This window comes from Paenibacillus senegalimassiliensis, assembly GCF_001486585.1.
Lineage (GTDB): Bacteria > Bacillota > Bacilli > Paenibacillales > Paenibacillaceae > Fontibacillus > Fontibacillus senegalimassiliensis.
In genome coordinates, this window is the sequence record NZ_LN909046.1 from 734,592 (window position 1) to 751,830 (window position 17,239).

Annotated in this window: 18 protein-coding genes and 1 other annotated feature; of the genes, 15 read left to right on the plus strand and 3 right to left on the minus strand. The window is 49.0% G+C overall.

Annotated elements, in window-relative coordinates:
* The first annotated feature begins 2 nt into the window (after positions 1-2).
* From BN3279_RS17405 to BN3279_RS17435, 7 genes are all read left to right on the plus strand, one after another.
* Positions 3-536 (plus strand): spore maturation protein, encoded by a 534-nt coding sequence (locus tag BN3279_RS17405; RefSeq protein ID WP_059052449.1) that lies wholly within the window; start codon positions 3-5, stop codon positions 534-536.
* Positions 537-669: 133 nt separating this feature from the next.
* Positions 670-1,584: a pseudouridine synthase gene (locus BN3279_RS17410; protein WP_059052451.1), complete on the plus strand. Its 915-nt coding sequence runs from the start codon at positions 670-672 to the stop codon at positions 1,582-1,584.
* A gap of 220 nt (positions 1,585-1,804) precedes the next feature.
* Positions 1,805-2,332 carry a peroxiredoxin family protein gene (locus tag BN3279_RS17415; RefSeq protein ID WP_059052453.1) on the plus strand — a complete coding sequence of 176 codons (528 nt, stop codon included), beginning with the start codon at positions 1,805-1,807 and terminating at the stop codon, positions 2,330-2,332.
* Between the two features lie 22 nt (positions 2,333-2,354).
* Positions 2,355-4,025 carry a cytochrome c biogenesis protein ResB gene (gene resB / locus BN3279_RS17420; RefSeq protein ID WP_059052455.1) on the plus strand — a complete coding sequence of 557 codons (1,671 nt, stop codon included), beginning with the start codon at positions 2,355-2,357 and terminating at the stop codon, positions 4,023-4,025.
* On the plus strand, positions 4,022-5,287 hold the full coding sequence (gene ccsA / locus BN3279_RS17425; protein ID WP_059052458.1) for a cytochrome c biogenesis protein CcsA: 1,266 nt from the start codon (positions 4,022-4,024) through the stop codon (positions 5,285-5,287). Before resB ends, ccsA begins: the two co-directional genes overlap by 4 nt.
* Before the next feature lie 66 nt (positions 5,288-5,353).
* The gene (locus tag BN3279_RS17430) at positions 5,354-6,070 is read left to right on the plus strand and encodes a response regulator transcription factor (RefSeq protein ID WP_059052459.1); all 717 of its coding nucleotides are present in this window, start codon (positions 5,354-5,356) and stop codon (positions 6,068-6,070) included.
* Between the two features lies 1 nt (position 6,071).
* Entirely contained in the window at positions 6,072-7,514 is a 1,443-nt protein-coding gene (locus BN3279_RS17435; protein ID WP_059052461.1) for an ATP-binding protein, read from the plus strand.
* 175 nt (positions 7,515-7,689) lie between these two features.
* Here the strand turns inward: BN3279_RS17435 and serA are convergent, their stop codons facing one another.
* Both serA and BN3279_RS17445 read right to left on the minus strand, forming a co-directional pair.
* Complete coding sequence (gene serA, locus BN3279_RS17440; RefSeq protein WP_059052463.1) at positions 7,690-9,279, minus strand: phosphoglycerate dehydrogenase; 1,590 nt, start codon at positions 9,277-9,279, stop codon at positions 7,690-7,692.
* Between the two features lie 210 nt (positions 9,280-9,489).
* Positions 9,490-9,717: a binding site (T-box leader), on the minus strand.
* 186 nt (positions 9,718-9,903) lie between these two features.
* The gene (locus tag BN3279_RS17445; protein ID WP_059052465.1) at positions 9,904-10,824 is read right to left on the minus strand and encodes a hypothetical protein; all 921 of its coding nucleotides are present in this window, start codon (positions 10,822-10,824) and stop codon (positions 9,904-9,906) included.
* A gap of 77 nt (positions 10,825-10,901) precedes the next feature.
* On the opposite strand from BN3279_RS17445, the gene BN3279_RS17450 reads away from it, so the two are divergent.
* Together BN3279_RS17450 and BN3279_RS17455 are read left to right on the plus strand one after the other, a co-directional pair.
* Positions 10,902-11,495, plus strand: a complete 594-nt coding sequence (locus BN3279_RS17450) for a CPBP family intramembrane glutamic endopeptidase (RefSeq protein WP_059054513.1) — start codon at positions 10,902-10,904, stop codon at positions 11,493-11,495.
* Entirely contained in the window at positions 11,492-11,785 is a 294-nt protein-coding gene (locus tag BN3279_RS17455; RefSeq protein WP_059052467.1) for a hypothetical protein, read from the plus strand. Before BN3279_RS17450 ends, BN3279_RS17455 begins: the two co-directional genes overlap by 4 nt.
* A gap of 1 nt (position 11,786) precedes the next feature.
* On the opposite strand, the gene BN3279_RS17460 is transcribed toward BN3279_RS17455, so the two are convergent.
* Positions 11,787-12,647: a polysaccharide deacetylase family protein gene (locus BN3279_RS17460; protein WP_059054514.1), complete on the minus strand. Its 861-nt coding sequence runs from the start codon at positions 12,645-12,647 to the stop codon at positions 11,787-11,789.
* Between the two features lie 96 nt (positions 12,648-12,743).
* Between BN3279_RS17460 and BN3279_RS17465 the strand changes: the two genes are divergently transcribed.
* The 6 genes from BN3279_RS17465 to BN3279_RS17490 all read left to right on the plus strand — a co-directional run bounded on the left by BN3279_RS17465 (position 12,744) and on the right by BN3279_RS17490 (position 17,171).
* Positions 12,744-13,109, plus strand: coding sequence for a hypothetical protein (locus BN3279_RS17465; RefSeq protein ID WP_059052469.1), 366 nt, complete (start codon positions 12,744-12,746; stop codon positions 13,107-13,109).
* Between the two features lie 200 nt (positions 13,110-13,309).
* The gene (locus BN3279_RS17470) at positions 13,310-13,930 is read left to right on the plus strand and encodes a genetic competence negative regulator (protein WP_059052470.1); all 621 of its coding nucleotides are present in this window, start codon (positions 13,310-13,312) and stop codon (positions 13,928-13,930) included.
* 82 nt (positions 13,931-14,012) lie between these two features.
* Entirely contained in the window at positions 14,013-14,702 is a 690-nt protein-coding gene (gene prsW / locus BN3279_RS17475) for a glutamic-type intramembrane protease PrsW (protein ID WP_059052472.1), read from the plus strand.
* Positions 14,703-14,784: 82 nt separating this feature from the next.
* Entirely contained in the window at positions 14,785-14,958 is a 174-nt protein-coding gene (locus tag BN3279_RS24060) for a hypothetical protein (RefSeq protein WP_187377814.1), read from the plus strand.
* Between the two features lie 38 nt (positions 14,959-14,996).
* On the plus strand, positions 14,997-16,358 hold the full coding sequence (gene ypeB, locus BN3279_RS17485; protein WP_059052474.1) for a germination protein YpeB: 1,362 nt from the start codon (positions 14,997-14,999) through the stop codon (positions 16,356-16,358).
* 150 nt (positions 16,359-16,508) lie between these two features.
* Positions 16,509-17,171: a flagellar brake protein gene (locus BN3279_RS17490; RefSeq protein ID WP_316245770.1), complete on the plus strand. Its 663-nt coding sequence runs from the start codon at positions 16,509-16,511 to the stop codon at positions 17,169-17,171.
* Positions 17,172-17,239: the final 68 nt, after the last annotated feature.

The following is a 17,239-nucleotide window of genomic DNA, read 5'->3' on the forward strand; positions in this document are numbered from 1 at the left end:
ACGTGCTGGATTGGATCAATGTGATATCGGCTTGGGCCGTACCGGTGATGATTGCCTTCATTCCTTTATATGCGTATTTTAAAAAGGTTCCAGTCTATGAGTCGTTCGTTGACGGAGCCAAGGATGGCTTCTCAACAGCCATCGGCATTATCCCGCATCTGGTTGGCATGATGGTAGCCATTAGCGTATTTCGCGCCTCTGGAGCCCTTGATTTCCTTGTAGGATGGATGACGCCGTTCCTGGCAGCTCTACATATCCCGGCGGAGGTGCTGCCACTGGGCTTCCTGCGACCTTTGACCGGAACCGGGTCTCTGGCCTTTACCACGGATTTGATCAAGACCTACGGCCCTGATTCCATGATTGGCCGGATGGCTTCCACCGTCCAGGGCAGTACAGATACAACGTTGTATGTGCTCACCGTTTATTTTGGGGCCGTAGGCATTCGCAATGGACGTTATGCTTTAAAGGTTGGATTGTTCTCCGATGTGATTGGCTTTATCGCCGCCCTTGCTGTTTGTCTGCTTCTGTTCGGTTAAATTGAGCTCGCTATCCTAACAAGAGCCGCCCCTCGCGCCTACGCTGCCAGGGGCGGTTTTTATATTGGCATCCTGTGGCTATTGTGATTTTGCTTGCGGCTAGGTATCATGTTTATGAGGTGACTTAGTGAATATGGAAAGATTGCAGAAAATTTTAGCTGGCGCAGGAGTTGCTTCTCGCCGCAAATGTGAAGAACTAATATTGAGCGGTAAGGTGCAAGTGAATGGTGAGACCGTGACCACACTGGGCACGAAAGCCGATCCTGCTGTGGATACGATTACTGTGGACGGGAAGACCGTCGGCGTGGAGAAGAAGCTCTATCTCGTCTTTAACAAGCCTAAGGGAGTAATCACAAGCGCATCCGATCCACAGGGCAGAAAAATTGTCACCGACTATTTAAAGGGAATTAACGAACGCGTATATCCGGTAGGCCGGCTTGATTACGATACCGAAGGACTGCTATTGCTCACGAATGATGGGGAATTCGCCCACTTGTTGACGCATCCGAAGCACCATGTACCCAAGACGTACCTGGCTACAGTCAAAGGTGTGCCTCATGGTACGGCTCTGGACAAGCTGAAGCAAGGGATTATGCTGGAGGACGGGATGACGGCACCGGCAGAGGTGGAATATCACGATCTTGATAGTGACGGAAAATCCTCAACGATTACCATTACGATCCATGAGGGAAGAAACCGTCAGGTGCGCCGGATGTTTGATGCGATTTCGCACCCTGTAATCAAGCTGAAACGAATCTCCTTTGGCGAACTGTTCCTAGGTAATTTGAAGAGAGGTTTGTATCGACATCTAACCAAGGATGAAATTGAAAGCTTCTACAAACTGGCGGGGATGCCCAGACCAGTGAGGCCTGTTACTGTTGCAAATCCGGTAACTTCGCCCGAGAAGCCAGCAAAACCAACAAGACAAGCAAGAAAGACAACAAATGAGACGAAGGCGGATAAACCGGGGAGACCTCTCAAATCAAGAAAAACAGGCCCTTCAAATAGACCCGCAAAAACGAGACGATCCGCACCCAAAAAACGTTAACATTTGGTAATCTTCACCATACATGATGTGTCCGGCTCTAATAACGATCAGAAGGGCGCCGTGAACCTGCGGCGTCTTCCTCGCTGGACCGTAATCATGGATGTCACATAATATTCACATTTATTCTGGCTGAAATGAGCGCGCATTTCGTTATAATGTTCATAGAGTGTTCACGATTTGTTCAACACTTATGATAATTGTCGTGGAAAGGGAGAGGACTATGGGGAAGGCTAGAAGGCCGATCCAGATTGTTGTCTTACTGCTCATTGTTGTGCTGGGAGGATATGCCATTGGCACAGCAGTATTCGGCGGCGAAGCGCAGAAGCCGGTGCAAGGCGGGACACCGCCGGCCTTCAAGCTGCTAGGCTTGGACGGAGAAGTACATAGCTTGAAAGATTACAAGGACCAGGTGGTAGTGCTCAATTTCTGGGCGACCTGGTGTGTTTATTGCGTTAAGGAAATGCCGGCTTTGCAAGCCCAGTGGGAGAAGTGGCGCGATCAAGGCGTCGTTGTGCTCGGCATTAATACGGGCGAGGACCCGGTTACGGTTGAGAGCTTTGTCAGGCAGACAGGCGTGAGCTTCCCGATTCTCTATGATTCCGATAATACCGTTACGCGAGACTATGGTATTGTGCCGATGCCAACGACTTTTTTTGTGGGCAGGAACGGGAAGATATCCTCCATACATCAAGGTGAGCTTAACCTGGACACGTTAGATGATCAAATCAGGCAACTGGTGAATCCTTGAGCGCGGGAGGAGGAAGCGGACGTTGATTGAGAATACGAAGTGCGAGTGCGGCCATCAGAACCGGGTAGGCACCGTCCTTTGCGAAGCCTGCGGCAAGCCTCTGTTAGAGGAAGAGACCACCGGAGACTTGCTGGAAATGCGTTATGACGGGGTTGCCCGCAGATCGCAGCGAGTGAATCCCAATATCATCGACCGTATTTGGAATTTCTTCTCTTCGGTCAAGGTAGCGGTCTATTTAATTATCATTACGCTAATCGGTGCGATGTTCGGGACAATCTTCGAGCAAGAGAGCAATTTTATCCGATTTGATCCTTCTACCTTTTACAAAGACAAATATGGCACTATCGGGGAGATTTATTATCGGCTTGGCTTGTCTCATACCTATGAATCCTGGTGGTTCATTTTGCTGCTGGTTATGATCGGTGCCTCTCTGGTCATTTGCAGTCTGGATCGGGTGTTGCCATTATACAAAGCGCTTTCAAAACAAAAGATACTTAAACATATGGAGTTCCTGACAAGGCAGAAGGTGGTCTATCAAGGGGATATAGGGTTAGATGGTGAACATTTCGTACAGCAGGCTGTCGAGCCTTTGCGCAAGCGGCACTACCGTGTTCATACAGAGGGGAATGCGCTGCTGGCCGAGAAGCAGCGATTCAGTCGCTGGGGACCCTACGTCATCCATATCGGACTGATTATATTCTTGCTGGCCGTCCTGTTCCGAGGGTTGCCGGGGCTTCACATGGACGAACACTATTGGTTCCCTGAAGGGGAAGCTACGCGAATTCCGGGCACGGACTATTACCTGGAAAATGAGCGATTTACGGTGGAATACTACACCGAGGATGAAATGTCCGAGGACTTCAAGCAGACGGGGAAGATTGTGCCGAAGCTGTATGAAACGAAGGCCATCTTGTATAAGTGCGTGGCCGGCTGTCAGGACCCCTCCAAAGACCCGCAGCTTGAGGAGGTAGCGCGTCATCCCATCCAGGTGAATGATCCCCTGGTGTTTGAAGGGCTTAAGGCGTATCAGTTTGATTTTGATCTAACGCCCAAGCTTAGAGCGGTGCAACCAGCGCTGGTTAATACCAAGACCGGGGAGTCTTACGGTAAATTCAAGCTGGACATGCAGAATCCTCAGCGTGAATATGAAGCAGGCCCATATAAGCTAACACTTCACAACAAATATATGGACTTCTCCTTGAACGAACAGGGTCAGCCGGTTTCTCTTTCCGGGCAGCCCAATGCACCCGCCTTCTTATTTCTTATTCAAGGCCCGGAATTACCCGCTGAGGGTGTGCAATATTTGTACTTTCCCAAGCAAATTGACAAGGAGCGTTTTCAACAAGATGCCATCAATCGGCAGCTAAGTGGTCAGGAAGCTATCGTTACACTGGATGTGCAGGGGATGGAGGATGTGGACTTTATAGCCTCATCAAGTTATCTCAACATCCGGATTGATCGGGCGATGCCTTTTGTCTGGTTGGGTCTTGGCATTGTCATGTTGGGCTTGATCCTCGGCTTCTATTGGCAGCATCGTCGGATTTGGCTGCGGGTGGACGACGGAAAGCTAACGCTAGGGGGACATACCGCCAAAAATTGGTTTGGCATGCGCCGAGAGGTAGCTTCGTTTCTGGCTGCTATGGGCGTGGAAGCGGATGAGAAGTCTTTGGAAAACAGGGGGAAACGTCCATGAATTTCTTAGAAATTAGCAGAACTGCTTTTATGACTGCGTTTTTGCTATACTGCGCCGCTTTCATCTTATATGTTGTTGCCGTGACCGGAAGAACGTGGCGAGGCCGAGATCCGAACCGTCATGAACGGAAATGGGGAGGCATTTCTTTTACTGTATCCTCGCTTGGGTTGTTGTCTCATTTAATTTACTGTGGAACGCGATGGGCCTATAGCGGCCATGTACCCGTCAGCAACATGTACGAGTTTATGACCTTCTTGTCGATGATGATTATGATTGCTTTCACGATTGTATTTCTCATCTATCGCAAAATTTTGCTCGGGATGTTCGCTTTGCCTCTGGCGATCATGATTATGGCGTATGCCGCTGTATTTCCACAGGACGTGCAGCCCCTCATTCCTTCTCTTCGTTCGATCTGGCTGTACATTCACGTCACCCTTGCTGCGGCAGGGGAAGCCTTCTTCGCTGTAGGCTTTATTGCCGGATTGATGTATTTGCTGCGGTCCGTGGACTTTGGAGCCAAGGACCGGTCAGGACGTAGGCAAAAAAGATGGGTTGAATTTACGCTTTTTTCTATTATTATAGTAGTGGGCTTTATTGTTTCCGTTTTTGCTTTTCGGGCAGCCGGATATGAAGCTATTTTCATACAAAATCAGACAGTGATTGACAGCCAAGTAGATCAAGATAGTACAATAGAGGATAAAGAAGTTTATAAGCTTCCGCCGATCGTAGGTCCACATGACAGCAAACCTGCGGAGATACAGCCTTTTTTGGGTATTTCGCAGCCTTTGTTCGAAGCCCCATCCTGGATGAACGGGCAGAATGCGGGACGTAAACTGAATACGGTCATTTGGGCAATACTAACAGGTATCGTGCTTTATTTGCTGCTTCGGCTAATGGCTCGTAAGCCATTAGGCAAGGCATTATCTCCGGTGCTGCGCGGGATTGATCCCGATGATCTTGATGAGATCAGCTACCGGGCGATAGCCATTGGCTTTCCGATTTTTACTCTGGGGGCGCTTGTCTTCGCCATGATCTGGGCCCAGCAGGCCTGGGGACGGTTCTGGGGATGGGACCCTAAAGAGGTATGGGCATTGATTACATGGCTTTTCTATAGTGCATACCTGCATCTTCGTTTATCCCGGGGATTTCAGGGTCGACAAGCCTCTTGGCTTGCCGTCTTGGGATTTCTGGTCGTTATGTTTACGCTCGTGGGGGTTAACCTGATTATTGCGGGGCTACATTCCTACGCGGGTACTGATTAACAGAATCACAAAACCATATGGACTGCTCAAGTGCTTTGGGTAAGATGATGAAGGGGTTGTTGTTATATGTCAGATCATGCAAACCGTATTCTGGTCGTCGATGATGAGGAGAGGATTCGCCGGCTGCTGAAGATGTACTTGGAGAAGGAAGGATACGAAATCGATGAAGCGGAAGACGGCGAGACAGCTTTGAAAAAAGCGACTGCCGGAGATTATGGATTGATTCTGCTTGACGTCATGCTGCCGGGTATTGACGGCGTAGAGGTCTGCAATCGTCTCAGACAGGTCAAGTCAACGCCGGTGCTGATGCTGACGGCTAAGGGAGAAGAAATCAACCGGGTTCAGGGTTTTGAAGTTGGAGCGGATGATTATGTTGTGAAGCCGTTCAGCCCGCGAGAAGTCATTTACCGGGTCAAGGCTATTATGCGTCGTGCCTCTGCTACTGCATACCTGTCCAAGGAAAGTGGGACCAGCAACAATATCGTATTTCCCCATCTCGTCATCGAGCATGATGCTCACCGGGTTACGGCGAGCGGCCAGGAGGTCAGCTTGACTCCCAAGGAGTATGAACTGCTGCATTATTTGGCTGTATCTCCGGATAAGGTGTTTTCCCGGGAAGAGCTGTTGAAGGACGTATGGAACTATGAATTTTTCGGTGATTTGCGGACGGTGGATACTCATGTCAAGCGTTTGCGTGAGAAGCTGAACAAAGTATCTCCCGAATCAGCGGCCATGATTACGACCGTTTGGGGCGTGGGTTACAAGCTGGAGGTAGCGAAGTAACGTGAACTTTTGGAGAACGCTTGTCGGTAAGCTATGGATTACAATCATTTGTCTGGTAGCTTGCGTTATGATGCTGATGGGCTTGTTCCTGCTGCCGTATATCGATACGAATTTTACAAATTCGGGAGCTGTTAAACGGCTGTTCGTCATTGTTGCCATGATTGGCTTCTCTCTTACGACCTTCTTTGCTTTATTTCTGTTCACCAAGATTACGCAGCCGATGCAGCGGCTGATCAAGGCAACGGATGCCATACGGAAAGGCAAGTACGATACCCGTGTGTCTCTTCGTACCAGTGATGAGATTGGCGAGCTGGCGATTGCGTTCAACCATATGGCGGCAGAGCTGGAGAACACCATTCGCAGCTTGAAGCACGAGAAAGAGCATCTCGCAAGCGTGCTGCGCAGCATGAATGATGCGGTGATTACGCTGGACCGAGAGGGCTATGTCATATTGACAAATCCTCCGGGTGATCAAATTATGCAGATGTGGGGCGACCTTCCCGAGGAGCAAGCGGATGAGCACGCCCTTGCCACGGGAGAAGGCCAGTCCGTGCTTCAGCCGCTGCTGCCGATGTTTCGCCGCGTCCTGGAGCAGGAGGGGGACCAGAAGATGAACGTCCACGTCATGAAGGGCGTGTGGTCCGTTCATATGGCTCCTTTAGCTTCGGATGGGGAGATCCGGGGAGCGGTTGCGGTATTACGCGACGTAACGGAGGAAGTGCGTCTTGAGAAGATGCGACGTGACTTTGTGGCTAATGTATCCCACGAGATCCGTACACCGCTATCGATGATGCAGGGATATAGTGAAGCGCTGCTGGATGGCATGGCCTCTTCTCCAGAGGAAAGCGCTGAACTGGCCCAGGTCATTCACGAGGAATCGCTTAGAATGAGCCGTCTGGTTCGGGATCTGCTGGATTTGGCACGGATGGAAGCAGGGCATACGGATATGTCCATGCATCCTGTGGATTTTCGTGAGCTGGCTGAACGCGTCTATCGTAAATTTCAGGTGCGGGCCAAGGAGAGTGGCGTGGAGCTAAAGTTGGAGCTGGGACCCGAAGGGCTTGTGGTGCAGGCCGATGAGGACCGTCTGGAGCAGGTGTTGACCAACTTGTTGGATAATGCGCTCAGGCACACCCCCGAGAACGGTGAAGTGGTGTTCAGCGCTGTGATACAGCGGACAGAGCAGGGGGCTAGAGAGCTTCACGTAGCTGTACAGGACAACGGCGTAGGTATTCCGGGGGATGATCTACCCTTTATCTTCGAGCGGTTCTATAAGGCCGATAAGGCTCGTGTACGCGGAGGGAATAGCGGAACGGGACTTGGCTTGTCCATTGTGAAGAATATTGTGGATGCTCATCAAGGAACCATTACGGCGAGTAGCGAGATTGGGCAAGGAACGACCTTTCGCTTCACATTACCTGTCGAAATGCAACAAACTACGTAAAATCAAGCCAGCATCCTTCATGTGAAGGATGTTTTTTTGTTGAATGCCGCAGATAAATCTTGTTCATCGTGGAACATCTGCGACTTGCGGAGGAGCTTAGTAGAGAAGAAGGCTGAACATAGCAACAAGCCGCCGGAGTTCCGGCGGCTTGTTTTGAGCGGGAGGATATTAGTTATCAGACAAACGTGATAGGCAATGCCTTGTTAAGTTCTGACAGGCTGGTCAGCTCATCGAGAACTTCCTTCGGAACGTCTTTGTCTACGGTGAGGACCATGATGGCTTCGCCGCCAACGAGTTTGCGTCCCACTTGCATGGAAGCGATGTTGACGTCATTTTTGCCAAGCAAGGTTCCTACATTACCGATAATTCCCGGTTTGTCATTATGAGAGATGAAGATAAGATGACCTTCTGGAGCTACGTCAACCGAGAATTTGTCGATTTGCACGATTCGAGCACCATACCCATTAAGCAGCGTTCCCGCAGTACGGCGTTCAGTGCCGTCTTGGGCCTTGAGCGTCACGGTGATTAGGTTGGTGAAGCCTTTGGTCGCTACGGCCTTGGATACCACGATATTAATATCTCGAACTTTAGCTAAGTGCATGGAGTTGACGATGTTGACGTCATTGCCGAAGTGACGGGATAACACACCCTTGATAATGTAGCGGGTCAGCGGCTGAGTATCAACCTCTGCAAGATCCCCCGCATAGTCAACGTGAATTTCTTTGACGGCCTGGTTGTTCAATTGAGTCAGGAATACGCCAATCTTCTCACCTAACTCGAAGTAAGGTTGAAGCTTGCTCATCACGCTTGCGGCCACCGGAGGCATATTCACGGCATTCTTGAACGGCTCATCGCGCAGGATATGCAGCACTTGTTCGGATACATCGATAGCCACGTTCTCTTGGGCTTCTACCGTGGAAGCTCCCAGATGCGGGGTAACGATGATCTTCGGATGGCTCAGGAACGGGTGGTCGGCTTCTGGCGGCTCCTTCTCGAATACGTCAAAGGCGGCTCCGGCTACAATGCCTTGGTCAATCGCTTCGATTAACGCCATTTCATCAACGACGCCACCCCGGGCACAGTTAATGATGCGCATACCTTTCTTCATAATTTCGAATTGTGGGCGAGCGATCATATGCTTGGTTTCCGGCGTAAGCGGCGTATGAACGGTCATGAAGTCAGCATTCTTGACAATATCCTCGACGGTCGCAAGCTTGATGCCCAGCTTCTCGGCGCGGTCTTCGGTAAGGAACGGATCATAACCGAGAATATCCATGCCGAAGGCTTTGGCCCGTTTGGCTACCTCGCTACCGATTCGGCCCATGCCCAGTACGCCCAGCGTTTTGTTCCGCAGTTCCACACCAAGGAACTTACGGTCCCATTCGCCTTTAATCGTTTTGGCATAAGCTTGAGGGATATGGCGGGCCAGGGCCATCATCATGGCAAAGGCATGCTCACAAGTGGTGATGGTGTTGCCATCCGGCGCGTTAATAACGATGATCCCGCGGCTGGTTGCCGCCTCCAGATTAATGTTGTCGACCCCAACGCCAGCACGGCCGATTACTTTCAAGCGGGTCGCAGCTTCCATGATTTTCTCGGTTACTTTCGTCTGACTGCGAACGAGAAGCCCATCGTATTGCGGAATGATGGCTACCAGTTCATCCTCACTAAGCCCTGTCTTTTTCTCTACCTCAACGTCCGCTGCATCCATTAACTGTTGAATTCCCAAATCGCTGATTGGATCCGATACTAACACTTTAAACATGATTCTTGACCCTCCTAAAAGTTTTGTATAGCAAGGCTTCTCGAAAGTTCTACGTACAAAACTCTCTTCGAAAGCATTAGCACTGTGTTCAATTACCGTTATACTGCATCAAAGGGTAAGGGTAGAGCGAGAGACGTATAACTTCCCTTCACGGGCGGAGCGGCTAAAAAAGGATGCAAAAAAACCCTCAATCCGCACACTACTTGCGTAGTAAGGGACGAGAGTTGTTCGTGGTACCACCCTAATTCGCTGCACCTTTACAGAGGCAGCCTCATTGTCATTGCTGACAGAACGATAACGGAGTTCACCGACTGCGCCTACTAACAAGTTCAACGCAGCTACTCAGGAGCGCTAAAGACATTCGTTTCACTACCGGTTTGCAGCACCACCGGCTCTCTGGGAGTTCCCCGAATGTTTTGTTTCCTTCAACGTGTTTCATTGGATGTAATTTTTCATAATGTAACACGGCCCCGGCAAGGTGTCAACACCCACCTGCAAAAAAAGGCGGAATCGGCGCTGTGCCGAATTGACTCTCCGGGCTGCGCTTGAATCCGCCTTGAATTTTAGTTATGATTCTACTAATGTCGACTTGGGATGACACTTTGTGAACTGCACTTAAGAAGCCTACTCCTCGGTAAAGAACGGAAGCTGAGGGAGCGATTCAGAAGCATAGTAAGCGGTTCTCCATTTTACGAACTCTTGTTCCTTGACAGCTTGGGTTTCTGTGAGAACTTTCACAATGGAAGCGACAGATTTGAGCTGAAGAGCGTCGGCTTTACTGCTGTCAATCATCTGATCGATCTTCACGGTTAAGTCTTGCGGTAGATAAGAGGCATAAATTTTCTCATTAGTCATCATATCGGTGACTATTTTATTCTTCACCGCAAGGGGGTACTGAGACCACTCCTTAATAGTGAGAGTGTCCTTGTATGCCAGATTATCCGGTATTTCTTGATTGGTCTTTGCCGTCCACTTCAGGATAGAGGAGTAATACTTCTGCTGTGCTTGCAGACCAAAGCTTTGTGCATTGCTAGTGAACTCATCTGCGGCTAAGGCTTCAATCAGCTCGTTACCTTTTTTGCCCTTGACTGCGGATTTAACTTGACTCGTTCCTTCTTCAAACAATTTCAAGCTCTTTAAGTAATCGGTTTGCGCTTGTTTTAACAGTGGTGATGAGTCGCTGATGTACTGCCCGGCGATTAGAGCATACTGTGTGCTGGCATTCTCGCTAATTTGCTTGATGGCATCACTGGCAACGGCGTTCGAGTTGCTGCGGGCCATTTCATCAACCAGGGCAAGATAGTCTTCTTTGAACTGTTGATAAGGTTGGAACACGACGTAGTAGAAAGTGACCAGGTCTTGTTGCTGATAAGATAATGCCGTCTCTTGTCCGGGTGGAATTTCCTTAAGGTATGCGTACCGGGCTTCCGTCTTCTCAATTCCGATATTAAGACCGAAGTAAAAAGTACCGAATGAGATAATAAGCGTTAACAAAAAGCCGAGGACAAACATCATTTCAAATTTGGAATTGCTTTTTCGGATCATCATTTATGCTCCTTACTATTTTTATTTGTATTTGCATGAGCTAGAATAATAATAAAGGACAGGGTTTGACAAAAACTATGAAAAAATTCAATCTAAGGGACATAAAAATAAAAAAAGTCGACCCGAGTCAGCTTAATGACCGTATGTTACTTATTAATTTGTATCTGACACAAGGACTTACTCTATTTATCGGTTTAATCATTTTGTTTTTTCAGAAGAGAAACCCCGTTTCTCTGTTAAATTGGCCCGAAAATGTGAACTTTTTGTATTGGGGTGTCGGTTTGGCTATTATTATGTTCGTAGCCGACATGGTATTGTCACATTTCGGCACTGAAGATAGCATGGATGATGGTGGAATTAATGAAATGTTATTTCGTGGAAGACCGATCTGGCATATTGTAGTTATCGCGGCCATAGTTGCTGTTTGCGAGGAGTTGTTGTTTAGAGGAGCAATCCAGCATGGCATTGGGCCTTACTGGACAAGTATCCTGTTCGCTGTCATCCATGTCCGTTACCTGAAGCATTGGCTTCCGACGGCGTGGGTATTTGCCAGTAGCTATGGATTGGGTTTCATTTATATACATACAGGCACGCTGTGGGCACCTATTTTATGTCATTTCCTAATTGATCTGGTGTCGGGTTTAGTGATTAAGTTTCGGAGGGAGTCATGAACGAACGTTTAAGTCGAATGGACCGATATGGTCAGCGCAAGAGAATGAAGCCGCAGCGAGGTGGCAAATCAAAATCTTTGCCCGCTCATTTGCCAGATTTGGAAGAGTTCGAACCTGAGGTTATGGATGTAGAGAAAATGCCGACGCGAAAGGAATTGTTCCCTTCGCAGCGGCTCAAGTGGACACGTTGGTTTTACAACTCGCTATTGTACATTTTCGTTATCATTTTAATTTATTTGTTGTGGTGGGGAGTCAGCGATTCTCCGTGGGGCGACAAGTACGGGCTTTGATTCAGGAATCCGTCTCGGATGGGGCAGGGCCAACGCTGCGTGGGTCAACGAACTCATAGCCCTTCTGCTCAAGCTTGGTCAACAATTCATCCAGCGCATCCACTGTCCAGGGAAGCTCATGCATCAGGATGTTGCTGCCGTCATGTAGTTGCTCCAGAACATTTGCGATTACGGCATCGGGTTTATTCTTATTCTTGCTATCCCAGTCCAGCGAACCGTTGGACCAGGTCATATAGATCAGGTCGTTGTCCTCTGCGATCTGATGGGTCATGGTGTTACCGGACCCGAAGGGCGGGCGGAAGAAGCGGGGAGCTTCACCGGTCGTCTCTTTTACAATCGTTTGAACGTCCTCAATTTGCTCACGCATCTCGTCATTGCTGGCTTTCTTCAGGTCAATATGGTCCCAACTATGATTCCCAATGATTTGGTTGCGTTCTGCAATCCGTTGAAGCAGTTCCGGGTGCGCCTTCACCCGGTAACCATTGACAAAGAAGATGGCTTTAGCCTCGTGCTTGTCCAGTGTATCAATCAGACCATCGATCATTTCCTTCTCTTTGGGTCCGTCGTCGAAGGTTAACAGCACAACTTGCTTGTTGGTAATCTCTTCATTAGGGACTACGCGGTAGGCTTTATTAATATGATACAGCAGCTCCGGCAGAGCCTCCTCCTCCATATTGGCGCTGCCCGAGTTCTCCTCCTGAGAATTCGCAGAAGGGATCGTATCAGTTGCATTCTGGTTAGTCTGGGTGGAAGCCGGCGCTGGCGGTTCAGGTGTAGCTTCCCCTGTGGGGGCGGTGGGCTGGCTGCACGAAGCAAGAACCAGGCCAAGGGCAATTATAAGCAGAAGCTTTTTGTATAACAATGGGGTCAACTCGCTTTCCTGTATTTATGCCGCATGAGTTTGCTGCAAGAGGTGAACACTACAGATGATTTTAACATATCCAAGGAGGGCGTTTGCGTGAAATCTTCCTCATTTTTAGGCGGTGTGCTGGTGGGTGCTTTTGCGACAATGTGGGCTTCCAAAAGGAAGCGCGGGTTGATGTCGGCCATGGGGGGAGCCGGTAGTATGCTGAAATTTGCCGGACTGTCCTCGGCTAAAAGCCATGGTTGTGCGACGGATACGGCTAAGACGGATCAACACTTGGCATCTGGTGGGGCTGAAAATGCCCGGGTGTATCCCAGTCCAGGCTCCACAGCGGACTCGCATCATTCGAAGGAATACGATATGAAGCAACTGCTTCAATTCATTAAGAGCGATGCCAATGTGCGGCGCGAGGTTGAAGCGATTCTCAAGGAAACTCATACCGTAATTCCCGGTCTGTAAACGGGTACAAAAAGACGAGGATCAGAATCATTTTTTACTCCCTTCAGGGCAGTGGAAAATGATTCTTTTCTGTCTATTTTATTTACGTGCAATTAGGGGGAATAAATGATAACATACATACAAAGAACCATTTCCATCACACATTACAGCAGGTTTCATAATCTGTTATAATACGGTATAGAGAGAGGAGGATCCTGTATATGAAGATAGAAAGACTTGGCCAGGATAAGGTACGGATTTTCCTCACGTTTGACGATTTAAGCGAACGCGGTATTCAGAAAGAGGACATGTGGCAGGAAATTCCTAAGGTCCATGATTTGTTCACTGAAATGATGGATCAGGCTTACAATGAAGTGGGCTTTGATGCCACCGGGCCTCTGGCCGTTGAAGTGTTCGCCCTCCCCGCTCAGGGAATGGTCGTCATCGTAACGCGCGGGAAGTACGATCACCATCACCATGGTGTCGGATCGCCCTATGAGGATGAGCTGCCGGAAGAAGTTTACGAGATGGAAGTTACGCTGGAGCAAAGCGATACCATTCTTTATTCCTTTAAAGATTTCGAGAATTTGATTGAGGCGGCACATGTGTTGCGGCCGATGCTCCAAAACGCCGGCAGACTGTATAAATATAATGGGAAATGGATTCTTCAACTGGAGCCGGAGGAATTGGAGGAAGGCAAGCATCCTGCATTGATTGCAGTGTTGGCCGAATTCGGTGAGGCGACCTCTGTCACCACAGCTATGCTTGAGGAGTACGGTAATCTGGTGATGGCCGAGAATGCGATTGAGACCATTTGCGGCTATTTCAAACGTCAAGACTAACCTCGTGCTCCAAGAAGTGGCGCGAGTCTGATAGGGAAGAGAAACGTGGAACGGCAAGCGGGTCAATAAGGGGGGATAACCGTTGCTCTTTTTCTCAATTGCAAGCGCAGCGGTAGCTCCCGGTATTGCTCTGCTTACGTATTTTTATCTCAAGGACAAGTATGATGCTGAACCCTTGCATATGGTCATCAAGGTGTTCCTGCTGGGATTCTTGATTGTTTTGCCGGTCATGATCTTTCAGCGTGGTTTAACCTTATGGCTCGGTGACGGTTCGCTGGTTACGGCCTTTGGGATTTCGGCGGGCGTGGAGGAAACGCTCAAATGGTTTGTATTATTCCATATGATCTATAATCACACGGAGTTTGACGAGCCTTATGACGGCATTCTGTATGCAACAGCGATTTCACTGGGGTTCGCTACGGTGGAGAACGTGCTTTATGCCTTCGCCAGCCAGGCTTCCATCGGAACGATGATGGTTCGCGCCTTGCTCCCTGTTTCCGGCCATGCCATGTTTGGTGTGATGATGGGGTATTACCTGGGGCGGGCTAAATTCTCTACCGGTTGGGTAAGCCGGAAGTTTATCTGGTTTTCGTTGTTATTCCCCTGGTTCTGGCATGGTGTCTACGACTGGTTCTTGAACAATGTTTCGCAATACTGGATATGGTTCATCGTTCCGCTGATGGCATTTTTCTGGTATGGAGGTCTGGGCAAGATGTATCGGGCCAACAAGCGTTCCCCGTTCCGGTTAACTGGAGCGAAGGGGCAGGACTAATTTAGGTAAAAATAGGGCATCCTGATTCCAATATTAGGCGGCGGTTATCGTTGCTGGAAGTTGGGAAAGGGGTGCCTTTTTCGTGCGTGTCAAAGTAAAGATTACGTGCAAATACTGTGGCGAGCATTTTATATTGAGGGGCAACAAGCAGAACGGACGAATCGAGACCGGGTTCAAGCAGTGCCTGTGCAACAATCGTGAGCACTTCAAAATCGAAGAGGACGTGCATAAACTTCCTTCCTTCATGTCAAACTAAGCCCAATCTAGTTGAAGAAGGGAGAGTGCTTCTAGCCGATGTATAAAAGATTGAGTGCCATTCTTTTTCCGGTGACGGCGCTTTTGCTGATCGGTTCCCTTGTTTGGGGTTATCAGGAGAACCAGGAGAAAAATGCGATTCTGATCAAGGCGGAAAATCAATATCAGCGTGCGTTCCATGACTTGTCCTATCATGTGGACAAGCTGCATAGCGAGCTTGGGACTACGCTAGCGTTAAACGCGGCTTCGACCGGATCGCAGCGCAAAGGTCTTGTCAACGTGTGGCGGATTACGAGTGAAGCGCAAAACGAAATTAACCAGCTTCCATTGACTTTGCTACCGTTCAATAAAACGGAGGAGTTCCTGTCGAGAATTGCCAAATTTTCGTATCAGACGGCGATCCGAGACTTGACCAAACAGCCCTTGAGCGATAATGAAATGAAAAACCTGCAAGAGCTTTACAAAAATTCAGCGGAGATTTCCAAGGATTTAGTTGAGGTGCAGGATAAGGTCATTTCTAATCGGCTACGCTGGATGGATGTTGAAACGGCGCTCGTCAGCCAGAAGGAGCCCAATGATAACACCATCATTGACGGGTTCAAGACCGTTGACAAGAAGGTGGGTGAATATCCTGAGTTGGATTGGGGGCCTTCCATCTCCAGCATGTATAACAAGCGTTCCGTCAAGAAGCTTGGCGGCCAGCCCATCACGACAGAGGATATCAAGAAGAAGGCAGCAGCATTTGTTGGATCTAAGGGTGCAGCCAATATTGAAGTGATTGAGAACGGAAAAGGAACGGAATGGGCTTCTTATACAGCAAATGTGCAGAATAAAGGGAAAGGGGAGTCATGGAGTCTTGATTTTACCCGAAACGGCGGGCATTTGATCTCCTACTCCTACAATCGCGAGGTCGGAAAAAAAGCGGTGGACGCAAATAAGGCCAGAGCCCAGGCGGACAAGTTTTTAGCGGATAAGGGTTATAAGGGATTGACGGCCGTTTCCTTCGATGAGTTCGATAATGAGGGGAACTTTACGTATGTCACCAAGCAAGGAGAGGTGCTGATTTATCCCGAGAAAGTTACCTTGCGAGTCGCCTTGGATAACGGTGAGGTAACCGGCATGCAAGCCAGCGATTACGTTTACGAGCGAGAGAACCAAAATGAGGCGGGCAAGCCCAAGCTCACGGTGCAGGAAGCCCGTAAATTTCTGAATAGCCAGTACAAAGAAAAATACCAACGGCTGGCCTTGATTGAAAATGAACAGTCGGAGAAAGTATTAACGTATGAATTCGGCGGCTCGGTCAACGGGTCACAGTACCGGATTTACATTAATGCCGATAACGGGAATGAAGAGATTGTGGAGGAGATCAGAGCGGGCAAGGAAGAAGCTATCCAATCCTGACACTCCTGATAACAATGAAGAATGCTCTCGGTCTGCTTAGCCGGGGCATTCTTTTTTGCGTGAAAAAGCTTAACAATATTCGCGAACTTGGAGGCCTTGAGCCGTGCTATAATCAGGGAAAAGGTGGCATGCCTTAATAAAACTCAGGTGGTGGGTAGTTTGTTTCCAAAAGTGAACGACCTGGTGCACATCAGGTCCGTATCCCAGGATAATGGAGATGCGGATAAAGCCGGAAAATCCCGGATTGCCGATGTGGAGGATGAAGCGTTCCTGATAGAAATGCCGATTGAAATCGGAAGCGGACGGATGAGAAAGCCCGGCATCGGGGAAGAGCTATCGATATCCTTTACTACGGAATCGGGACTCAGATATTTTAATACATATGTTTTGGGTTTTGCCGAGGACGGCATCCCGTTGGTCAGAATACAGCGGCCAGAGCAGGCCGCCATTACGAAGGTGCAGCGGCGCAATTACTTGCGTGTGGCCGCGGAACTTGAACTCGCGATAGAGTTAAGGGATGAGACACGCTTCGTGACCTATACAGAGGATGTTGGCGGGGGAGGTGTCTCCTTCAAATGTGACAGTTTCTATCCGATCTCTGAGGGAGATCGGATGTTCTGCTGGCTGCGTGTGCCTTTTAAGAATGGATTGATTGATAATGTCCCTTTTGATGCCGAGGTAGTTCGTACCAAGCAACTGGATAATGGCCGTATCGTGGCTATGCTTAGCTTTATTACAATTCTGGATACGGAACGCCAGAAGCTGGTTCGCTTTAGCTTCGAGAGGCAACGGCTTAATATGAAGGACAATTGATTGCCCGAAAGAGTCCGGTTCCTGCTGCTCATAATTGGATAAGCTATAGTTATATGGCAGACAAGTTC